The organism is Bradyrhizobium sp. 23, from assembly GCF_023073295.1.
GTDB lineage: Bacteria > Pseudomonadota > Alphaproteobacteria > Rhizobiales > Xanthobacteraceae > Bradyrhizobium > Bradyrhizobium canariense_D.
Genome location: NZ_JADPJF010000148.1, coordinates 422,354 through 431,594 on the forward strand (window position 1 = coordinate 422,354; position 9,241 = coordinate 431,594).

The window sequence follows — 9,241 nt, forward strand, 5'->3', positions numbered from 1 at the left end:
CGGTTGGCGCGACGCCCTTCTTGTGCCGGATGAACAGCGTGGTGCCGAGCTCGGCCTCCAGATGGGTGATCGCGGTGGAGATCGACGGCTGCGAAACGAAGCAGACGCGCGCCGCCGCGGTCAGGTTGCGCTCGCGGTAGACGGCGGCGAAGTAGCGGAGTTCGCGTATGTCCATAGGATATGCCTAGAGATATTATCAATATTCGATATTTTACCTATGGATCTAACGATGACAAGAACGCTCTGCTCACAACAGGCAGGGAACGCGCGATGAAAATTCACCATCTCAACACCGGCACGATGTGCCCGATGGGGCGGCGCCTCGTGAACGGCACCGGCAGCCTGTTCCAGCGCGCCCGCATGGTCTGCCATTGCCTGCTAGTGGAGACCAATGACGGGCTCGCCCTGGTCGATACCGGCATTGGACTTGGCGATATCGCAACGCCCGATCGGCTGGGACGACGATGGCTGCGGCAGACCGCGCCAAGGCTCGATCCGGCGGAGACGGCGGTGCAACAGGTGAAGGCACTCGGCTATTCCCCCAAGGACGTGCGCCATGTGCTGCTGACCCATCTCGACCGCGATCACGCTGGCGGCGTGCCGGACTTCCCGCATGCCGCGATCCATGTCCATCGCGCCGAATACGACATGGCGGTGCAGCGCAAGCCGGCGCCGCCGGAAGGGCGCTATGTCACCGGGCAGTGGAGCCATGGACCGAGCTGGACATTCTATGGCGAAGCCGGCGAAGACTGGTTCGGTTTCAAGGGCGTGCGCGCCCTCGGCGACGCAGAGGCGGACATCCTGATGATCCCGCTCGCCGGCCATACGCTCGGCCATTGCGGTATCGCGGTGCGATCAGGCGACAAATGGCTGCTGCACGCCGGCGACAGCTATTTCCATCACGGCCAGCTCGACGCATCGCCCCGCATGCCGCTGGTGCTGGGCTATTTCCAGCGTCGCGCCGACATGGACCGCGGCATGCGGATCGCCAACCAGGTGCGACTGCGCGCGCTGAAGCTGAACCACGGCGAACGCGTCACGATCGTCAACAGCCATGATCCCGTCGATTACGAGCGTTGCCGCTGCAACGCGCATTGATCGCGCCCGTCAGCGCTGTCCGTCGTGCGCGGAGATCGCGGATGCCGCGAGGCCTCCGATGCGCGCGTGAGGCCGGCCGCCGGTCGCCATCACGAGCCCGAAGGCGATCTCGTCGCGCCGTGGTGAATCCCACAGCGTCATCTCCGCGGTGCCGAAATGGCTGCGGACATAGGCGGCGTGGATGTGCCCGAGCGGAACCATGAGCCGCGTGCCCGGACCGCCGATGGTCTTCGCCGCCGGAACGATCGCCTTGGGCTGACCGAGCACCTCGCGCATGCCCTGACCGCCGGCCTCGTGCCAGACCGCGCCGTGCTCGAGCTCGCCGTCCTCGCCGACGATGATGCCCTTGCCATAGGCTTCGATCTGCGCGGCGCCGCCGAGCTGCGCGATCAGCCGTGTTGCGAGCTCGCGCCCGAGTTCGCGCAAGGATGCCTGAAACGGCATCAGGTCGGGTTCGAAGCGGCCCGCGAAAGGATTGCGGATCACCGCAATGGCCGTCCCGACCAGGAGAGGCTTCTCCAGCCGGGGACCGCGCTCGTGCCAGGTGGTCTCGACGCTAAGCGCGGTCTTGCGGATGTCATGGGACACGTCTTGAGACGACATGCGCAGGCGCTATGCTTCGTCGACGACGGGATTGCGCAGCACGCCGATGTTCTCGATCTCGACCTCGACCACATCGCCGGGCGTGAGGAAAACAGGCGGCTTGCGAGTGAAGCCGACGCCGGCCGGCGTGCCGGTGGCGATGACGTCGCCGGGGACGAGGTCGAAGATGGTCGAGCTGTACTCGATCAGCCGCGGAATCGAGAAGATCAGCATCGAGGTGTCGGACGACTGCACCACCGCGCCGTTGACGCGCGTCTCGAGCTTCAATTTGGTGGGATCGCCGATCTCGTCCGGCGTCACCAGCCATGGTCCGAACGGGCCGGTGCCGACGAAGTTCTTGCCGGAGGCGATCTGCTGGGCGTGACGCTGCCAGTCGCGCACGCTGACGTCGTTGTAGATCGAATAGCCTGCCACGTGATCCCAGGCGTCGGCCTGGCTGATGTGACGGCCGCTCTTGCCGATGACCACGGCAAGCTCGCCCTCCCAGTCGAAATTGTCCGAGACTTTCGGCCGGATCACCGGCGCGTTGTGCGCGACCTGGGAGCGCCAGACCCGGAGGAAGATCGGCGGAAATTCCGTGATTTCGCGCTTCATCCCGAACGCCACGGCTTCATTGTGGTGGTCGAGATAATTGCGCACGGCGCAGACGATCTTCTCCGGACGCGGGATCACCGGCAGATATTTGACGTCACTGAGCGCCATTGTGGGCTTGTGCCCGGCGACGATGGCCTCGCGCCGCGCATAGTCGTCGCTGCCGAGGAAGTCCGCGAGAACAGGATACTGGGGCAGGGCGCGACCGAGATCCACCACGCCATTCTCGGCAACGGCGCCCCAGCTCTCCCGATTCCCATCCAAGAACGACAGCAGCTTCATGGTACGCCTCAAAGGTTGGCATTTTCGATCTTGCCTATTATTTTCGAAAATCAGGCGAGGCGCAAGCCCGCGGCGATAAAAAGCCGTTGCCGCCTATTCGGTATCGAGCAGATGCGCGGCGTAGGTCGCCACGTTGTCGGCGGTCGTGCGGATATGCGCCTCGATCAGCTGCACCGCGAGATCCGGATTGCGCGAGATGGCGGCTTGCATGATCGCCTGGTGCTCGCCGGCCTTGTCGCGCGGGCGGGGGCGGAAATTGGCCGAAAGGTGCCGATAGCGCTCGGCGCGATCGAACAGATCGGCGCGAATGGCGAGGAGTGTCGCGGAGCCGCAGGCGGACACCAGCGCCTGGTGGAATTGGCGGTGGGCGATCTTCCATTCGGGATCGCGCAGGGGATGTTCCGGATCGCGCTGCTCGATTCGCTTCAATCTGTGCAGGGTCGAGATGACGGCGATTTCCCAGTCGTCGTCGCCCCGCTCGATCGCGCGGCGGATCAATTCCACCTCGATCAGCACCCGGGCATCGGTGACTTCCACCAGGTCCTGGCGGCTGACCGGCGCCACCCGAAATCCGCGCTGCTCCTGCGCGTCGACCAGGCCTTCGGCGGTAAGCGCCGTCAGCGCCTCGCGCAGCGTCGTGAAACTTACGCCGAATCGTTCGCGCAGGACGTCGAATCGCAGCGGCTCGCCCGGCGCCAGGCCGCAGGCAATGATCTCCTCGCGCAGCCGATGGGTGATGTCGGCGGCAACGGTCTTGCCGAATTCCTTGCGGGAGCGAATGGCGCTTTCGGACATGATTTCTGTCATTTGAATCGATGGCTCAACATGCCGCGCCAACGACCATCTTGCAATAATTTTCGTAAACGGTATGATTTTCGAAAATATAGCTGGGGAGGCGTGTGACATCATGAGAGCGGTGCTGGTGCGTCAGCCGGGTGGGCCGGATGCACTCGAGTTGGTTGAGCTTCCGGTGCCTGTGCCCGGACCAGGCCAGGTGCAGATTCGCGCCGAAGCGTTCGGCGTTGGGCAGCCCGATGTGCTGATCCGGCGTGGCGTCTACAAATGGATGCCGCCACTGCCGGCCGATCCGGGCAACGACGTCGCCGGCCGCATCGCCGCGCTCGGGTCCGGCGTCGAGGGGCTTGCGATCGGCCAGAAGGTGCTGCTGAGCGCACGCGACCTGTCGCAGCGCGGCGGCTGCTACGCCGACTATGTGGTCGCGCCTGCGGACGCCACTCATGTGCTGCCCGACAATGTCGATCTGCAGGCGGCCGTGTGCCTGTCGAACTACCAGGTCGCTTACGCGCTGCTGCACGAGTGCCGCCATCCGCGCGCACCGGCGAGCGTGCTGGTGATCGGGGCGGCGGGTGGTGTCGGCACCGCGCTGGTACAGCTTGCCAAGCTCGCACAGATGAATGTCATCGGCACGGTCTCCACCGAGGAGAAGGCCGCATTCGCGCGGGGCAACGGCGCCGATGAGATCATCTTCTACCGCCGCGAAGACGTGGTGGCGCGGGCCCGCGAGCTGACCAAGGGCGAGGGCGTCGGCCTCGTGCTCGATCACGTCTGTGGGCCTGAGTTCACCGGCTATCTCGGCGCGCTCGGCAAATGGGGGACGCTGCTGTCGTACAACGCCTTCGCCGGGTTGCCGGAAGAAAACCTGATGGCGGCGATGCGCGACCATCTCGACATCTGCCCGGCGATACGCTGCTTCTCCTTTCATATCTACGACCACGATCGCGACGGGCGTCGCGCGCTCATGCGCAATGTGATTGACGCGCTGAGCCGCAATGCGATCAAGCCGGCGATCTCGGCGGTCCTGAAGCTCGACGAGGTCAGGCAGGCCCACACGCTGCTCGAGCAGGGCTCCGCGCTCGGCAAGATCATCATGACGCCATGAGGGGGTGGATCGCACAATGACGACACAAGCACCCATTGCACGCTTCACCCGGCTCCGGCACGCGAGCTTTGCCTCGCCAGATCCCGAGCGGTTGCTCGACTATTACCGCGCCGCGATCGGTCTTGGCCTCGTCGGCCGCGACGGCAACCGCATCTTCCTCGCCAACGATGCCGAGCAGCTTTCGCTGGTGATCGAACCCGGCCACGCGGCGCTGACGAGCATCGCCTTCGAGATAGCTCCCGATGTCCAGATCGAGACGCTCGGCGCGGCGCTGAAGCAGGCCGATCTGCGGCCCGAACTTCAGAGCGATCCCCTGCCTGGCGTTTCCAGGCTGCTGTCGTTCAGCGATCCCGAAGGAACGCGCTTCGAGTTGATCCAGGGCTGGACGCCGACGCCCGCGCAGGAGCGGATCGGAGCGCTTGCCGTCAGCAAGATCGGCCATGTCGCGCTTGCTACGCCCGATCCGCGCGCGGCCTCGGAGTTCTACGCGAACATGATGGGCCTGCGCGTCTCCGACTGGATCGAGGATCGCTTCGTGTTCATGCGCAGCGGCTTCGAACATCACACGCTGAACTTCGCCCGCGCGCCCGTCCGTGGCCTGCATCATGTCGCGTTCGAGCTGCGTGGTGCCGCCCACATGCACGAGGCCTGCGATCATCTCGCGCGGCACAAGCTGCCGGTTCTCTGGGGGCCGGTGCGTCATGGCCCCGGGCACAACACCGCGATCTACCACCGCAATCCCGACGGGCATGTGGTCGAGCTGTTCTTCGATCTCGACCGCATGACCGACGAGGCGCTCGGCTATTTCGAGCCGCGTCCCTGGCATCGCGATCGACCGCAGCGGCCAAAAGTCTGGGTCGGCCTGCCGCGCGACGTCTGGGGCATGCCGCCATCGCCTGAATGCACGGAGTTCGCCCGCTAGCGGATCAAACGCGAGTTGAAGAAACGCCGCCTCGTCGCGGCCAACGATAGAACAACCAAAAGGGAGGACGCATCCATGCAACGGATGAAGCGGCTTGCTGCGGCGATTTTTCTGTTTGGCGGTTTTTTCGCAACCACTTCGGCGTCGGCGGAGAATTATCCGTCGCGCCCGATCCGGCTGTTGCATGGATTTGCCGCCGGCGGCGCGGCCGACACGCTGTCGCGCATCATCGCCGACGGGCTCTCGAAAAAGCTCGGGCAGCCGATCATTGTCGAGGCCAAGCCGGGCGCCGGCGGCAACATCGCCGCGGATGCCATCGCGAAGGCGGCGCCCGACGGCTACACGATCGGGCTCGTCACCGGCGCTCACGCCATTTCCGCGGCGACCTACAAGAGCCTCGCCTACCAGCCGGCCGAGAGCTTCGAGATGATCTCGACGCTGGTCTATTACGCGCTCGTCATTGCCGTGCGTAGCGACTATCCGGCAAAATCGCTGGGCGAGCTCGTCGCCATGGCAAAGCAGAAGCCCGGTGCGCTCAGCTTTGGATCGGTCGGTTTCGGCAGCACGCACCATCTTGCAGGAGAGCTGTTGAACGCAGCCGCCGGCGTCGAGATCGTGCACGTGCCCTATCGCGGCGATTCCCAATCCGTCACCGCGCTGCTCGGCGGAGAGGTTCCGGTGATCGTCGGCACGCCGGTCCTGCTCGCCCCGCAGATCCAGGCCGGTGCGATCCGCGGCCTGGCGGTGACCTCGCCGACGCGCACCGCATTGTTGCCCGACGTGCCGACCGTTCAGGAAGCCGGGATCAAGGGATATGACGTGCGCACCTGGGCCGGCCTGCTGGCCCCGAAGGGAACGCCGCCCGGCATCATCGCCGCACTCAATGCGGCGACGCTGGATGCACTCAGGGATCCCGACCTCAAGCAGCGCCTGGAGACCGCCGTCGGCGGCGAGGTTCGCGGCAGCTCGCCGGAGGAGATGAAGACGCTGATCGAGACCGAGATCAGCAAATGGATCGGCGTGGTGGAGCGGGCGAAGATCCCGAAGATCTGATGGTCGAAGTGCAAAAGTGAACATAGTACCGCCTCGCGCATGCGGTAGTTAACAGCGCGCGAATCGGATTTCCGCGCCGGCGCACATTGTTCGACGGCCCGCTTGAATGTCGGGCAGCGGCGTGCGTCATTGATCGCTCGGGAGGTGAGCGTGGCCGCCAGAGCAATCAGGTATTCGATGCGGGCGTTGATCGTTGCGGCTTGCCTGGTCGCGGCTGCCCAGTCCGCGGCTCAGGAAGACAAGAAAACCGACGACGACAAGCCTGCCGATCCCGATACAGGCGAGAGCACCATCGAGGAGAAAACGCTCGGGCTGCTGCCGAACCCCTGGCAAAAGTACGGGGTGAAGTTTGCGGCCACCTATATCGGCGAGGTGCTCGGAAATCCGACCGGCGGTCTGAAGAAAGGTGCGGTCTACGAAGGCAGGCTCAATCTCGCCGTCGATCTGGATTTCGAAAAACTCGTCGGCATCGACAAGCTGACCTTTCACGCCAACATGTTTCAGATCCACGGCGAAGGCCTCTCGCGCTCGAATCTGCAGAATTTCTTCGTCGTCAGCGGGATCGAAGCGTTGCCCTCGACGCGACTCTACGAGGCCTATTTCGAGAAGCAGTGGGGCGACAAGAAACTATCGCTCAAGCTCGGGCAGCTGGCGGCCGACAGCGAGTTCTTCAATACCAAGTACACGGATGTGTTCACCAACGCCTCGATGGGTTGGCCGGCGATCACGTCGCTTGCTTTGCCAAGCGGCGGGCCGTCGCCGCCCTTGGCGGCCGTGGGCGCGCGCCTCCTGTGGAACGTGACGGACCAGTTGTCCGTCCTTGGCGCGATTTTCGACGGCGACCAGGCCGGGCCCGGTTCCGGCGATCCGCAGGAGCGTAACCGGTATGGCGTCAATTTCCGGGTCAACGATCCGCCGCTTCTGCTCGGCCAGGTTCAATATGCCTGGAATAACAGGAAGGGTGACCCGAACTTGACCGGCCAGTTCAAGGTCGGTGGCTGGCGTCATTTCGGATCGTTCGGGGATCAGCGCTTCGCATCCAACGGCGTCTCGCTGGCCGCGCCAACGAGCAGCGGGGAACCGCGGCTCTTGTCGGGCGATATTGGAGCCTGGGCGGTCTTCGAGCAGCAGATTTATCGGGTGCCGAACAGCGACGATCGCGGCATCGGCATTTTCGCACGCGTGTCCGGCGCGCCGGCTGACCGCAATCTGGTCGATGTCTATGCAGATGGCGGCGTCGAGCTCATCGGGCTCAGCAATGCACGCCCCGACGACAAGTTCGGCATTGCCGCCGGGTATGCGCATGTCTCAAAACGGGCCCAGACGCTCGACGCCGATTATGCCAGGTTCGTCGATCCGCGCTGGCCGGTGCGAAGCTTCGAGGGGCTGCTCACGGCCGTCTATCAATACCAGATCAAGGATGGCTGGACCGTTCAGCCGAACTTTCAATACATCGTCCATCCCGGTGGCGGCGCGACGGCTCCGGCTAGTCCGCTGCCGGGACGGGCATTGCGCAATGCCTCGGTTTTCGGATTGCGCACGACCCTGAAATTTTAAGTCGAGGCAAACGCGAGTGAGGCCATGTCGGCAATCATCGCGCCTCGACCACCTCGCCATCCTCCTTCACGAACCGGCCGACGGGATTGTCCAGGAGATCGATGACGGCTTCCGAGGGCCGGCACAAGCGTGTGCCCTTGGGCGTCACCACGATTGGACGGTTGATCAGGATGGGGTGCGCGAGCATCTGGTCGATCAGCTCGTCGTCCGACCATTTGGGGTCGTGGAGGCCGAGCTCCTTGTAGGGCGTGCCTTTTTCCCGCAGCAGCGCGCGAACGGAGATGCCGAGGGCCTTGACGAGCTCGACGAGCTTTTCGCGCGACGGCGGCGTCTTCAGATATTCGATCACGTCGGGCTCGACGCCGCTTTGCCGGATCATCGCCAGCGTGTTGCGCGAGGTGCCGCAGGCGGGGTTGTGATAGATCGTGACGCTCATAAGGTAGTCTCCGCGATTGGGATGGGGCCTCGCGCCTGGGGCGGTCCGAGCAGCCAGTTCATCAACAGCATGGCGGCAAAGGCTCCGCAGAGCTCCGCGAGAATGAATCCGGGCAGGTCGGTGGGACGTATGCCCGCGAACGTGTTGGTCAATGACCTCGCGATAGCCACGGCCGGATTGGCGAACGAGGTCGAGGCCGTGAACCAATAGGCCGCCGTGATGTACAGGCCGACCAGCCAGGGGACGGCCGCCCGCTGGAAACGGATGCCCGCGACGATCGTCGCGACCAGACCGAAGGCGGCGACGGCTTCGGCGAACCATTGCGGTCCCCCGGTTCGCACCTTCGCCGAGAAATCGAGCAGCGGCAGCCCGAACATCAGATGCGCCGCCATCGTTCCCGCGATGCCGCCGGCAATCTGCGCGACGACGTAAAGTGCGGCGTCGTTCACCGGTAGCTCGCGCTTGCCGGTGAAGACCAGCGTGACGGCCGGATTGAAGTGCGCGCCGGAGATCGGTCCGAGCACGGTGATCAGGACGACCAGAATGGCGCCGGTCGGCAACGTGTTGCAGAGAAGCGCAAGCGCGACATCCTTGGTCAGCGTCTCCGCCATGATGCCGGAGCCGACCACGGTGGCGACGAGAATGCCCGTGCCGAGCGCCTCGGCCGCGAGGCGGCGCGGAAGATCGAATTGATCAGGCACGGCTCCGCTCCCTTCGTCTCGGCTTGCAGCAGGCTTGCAGGGTTTCGACGACCGGCTCGCAAACTTCCGGCCGCCCGCCGCAGCAATCCCGCAGCAGG

11 protein-coding genes and 1 pseudogene are annotated in these 9,241 nt (G+C 64.7%); 5 read left to right on the plus strand and 7 right to left on the minus strand.

Annotated features, from left to right (window positions below):
• Positions 1 to 175: LysR family transcriptional regulator (locus tag IVB32_RS35315; protein ID WP_247413000.1), on the minus strand; the 175-nt coding region annotated here is incomplete at its 3' end.
• A gap of 95 nt (positions 176 to 270) precedes the next feature.
• On the opposite strand from IVB32_RS35315, the gene IVB32_RS35320 reads away from it, so the two are divergent.
• On the plus strand, positions 271 to 1,098 hold the full coding sequence (locus IVB32_RS35320; RefSeq protein WP_026233595.1) for an MBL fold metallo-hydrolase: 828 nt from the start codon (positions 271 to 273) through the stop codon (positions 1,096 to 1,098).
• Positions 1,099 to 1,107: 9 nt separating this feature from the next.
• Here the strand turns inward: IVB32_RS35320 and IVB32_RS35325 are convergent, their stop codons facing one another.
• The 3 genes from IVB32_RS35325 to IVB32_RS35335 form a co-directional block, all read right to left on the minus strand.
• Complete coding sequence (locus IVB32_RS35325) at positions 1,108 to 1,701, minus strand: amino acid synthesis family protein (RefSeq protein WP_018458494.1); 594 nt, start codon at positions 1,699 to 1,701, stop codon at positions 1,108 to 1,110.
• A 9-nt stretch (positions 1,702 to 1,710) separates the two neighbouring features.
• Positions 1,711 to 2,574, minus strand: a complete 864-nt coding sequence (locus IVB32_RS35330; RefSeq protein WP_018458495.1) for a fumarylacetoacetate hydrolase family protein — start codon at positions 2,572 to 2,574, stop codon at positions 1,711 to 1,713.
• Positions 2,575 to 2,667: 93 nt separating this feature from the next.
• Complete coding sequence (locus IVB32_RS35335) at positions 2,668 to 3,369, minus strand: FCD domain-containing protein (protein ID WP_018458496.1); 702 nt, start codon at positions 3,367 to 3,369, stop codon at positions 2,668 to 2,670.
• Positions 3,370 to 3,481: 112 nt separating this feature from the next.
• Between IVB32_RS35335 and IVB32_RS35340 the strand changes: the two genes are divergently transcribed.
• From IVB32_RS35340 to IVB32_RS35355, 4 genes are all read left to right on the plus strand, one after another.
• Complete coding sequence (locus IVB32_RS35340; RefSeq protein ID WP_247366800.1) at positions 3,482 to 4,474, plus strand: zinc-dependent alcohol dehydrogenase family protein; 993 nt, start codon at positions 3,482 to 3,484, stop codon at positions 4,472 to 4,474.
• A gap of 16 nt (positions 4,475 to 4,490) precedes the next feature.
• A complete protein-coding gene (locus IVB32_RS35345) occupies positions 4,491 to 5,396 on the plus strand; it encodes a VOC family protein (RefSeq protein WP_018458498.1) in 906 nt (301 codons plus the stop codon).
• A 75-nt stretch (positions 5,397 to 5,471) separates the two neighbouring features.
• Positions 5,472 to 6,449: a tripartite tricarboxylate transporter substrate binding protein gene (locus tag IVB32_RS35350; protein WP_026233596.1), complete on the plus strand. Its 978-nt coding sequence runs from the start codon at positions 5,472 to 5,474 to the stop codon at positions 6,447 to 6,449.
• A 177-nt stretch (positions 6,450 to 6,626) separates the two neighbouring features.
• The gene (locus IVB32_RS35355; RefSeq protein ID WP_247375655.1) at positions 6,627 to 8,006 is read left to right on the plus strand and encodes a carbohydrate porin; all 1,380 of its coding nucleotides are present in this window, start codon (positions 6,627 to 6,629) and stop codon (positions 8,004 to 8,006) included.
• Between the two features lie 34 nt (positions 8,007 to 8,040).
• On the opposite strand, the gene arsC is transcribed toward IVB32_RS35355, so the two are convergent.
• The 3 genes and pseudogenes from arsC to IVB32_RS35370 form a co-directional block, all read right to left on the minus strand.
• Complete coding sequence (arsC, locus tag IVB32_RS35360; RefSeq protein WP_018458501.1) at positions 8,041 to 8,442, minus strand: arsenate reductase (glutaredoxin); 402 nt, start codon at positions 8,440 to 8,442, stop codon at positions 8,041 to 8,043.
• Positions 8,439 to 9,143, minus strand: coding sequence for an MIP/aquaporin family protein (locus tag IVB32_RS35365; protein WP_018458502.1), 705 nt, complete (start codon positions 9,141 to 9,143; stop codon positions 8,439 to 8,441). The genes arsC and IVB32_RS35365 overlap by 4 nt, the downstream gene beginning before the upstream one ends.
• Positions 9,136 to 9,241, minus strand: a pseudogene (locus tag IVB32_RS35370) (transcriptional regulator); the annotation flags it as partial. The gene IVB32_RS35365 and the pseudogene IVB32_RS35370, both read right to left, overlap by 8 nt.